Origin of the sequence: Streptomyces sp. CLV115, assembly GCF_038448545.1 — a bacterium.
In the GTDB taxonomy this organism is placed as follows: Bacteria; Actinomycetota; Actinomycetes; order Streptomycetales; family Streptomycetaceae; genus Streptomyces; species Streptomyces sanglieri.
This window is the reverse complement of the sequence record NZ_JBCEWQ010000475.1, coordinates 1-255: the sequence shown is the minus strand read 5'-3', so window position 1 is coordinate 255 and position 255 is coordinate 1. Positions and strand designations below refer to the sequence as shown.

Genomic DNA, 255 nt, shown 5'->3' with positions numbered 1-255 from the left:
CGCCAGTACGAGGAGGGCCGCGGCGTCCCGTGCATCGTGGCCGTCGAGCAGGACCCCTCGGGCAACGGCCTGGCGCTGGCCCTGTCGTACGCGAAGGGCATCGGCGGCACCCGGGCGGGCGTCATCAAGACGACGTTCACCGAGGAGACCGAGACCGACCTGTTCGGTGAGCAGGCCGTTCTGTGCGGTGGTACCGCCGCTCTGGTGAAGGCCGGTTTCGAGACGCTGACCGAGGCCGGTTACCAGCCGGAGATC

The 255-nt window shown here is 69.8% G+C and carries 1 pseudogene; it reads left to right on the top strand.

Annotation, left to right across the window (positions count from 1 at the left end):
- A pseudogene (locus AADR41_RS42715) lies at positions 1–255 on the top strand (ketol-acid reductoisomerase); the annotation flags it as partial.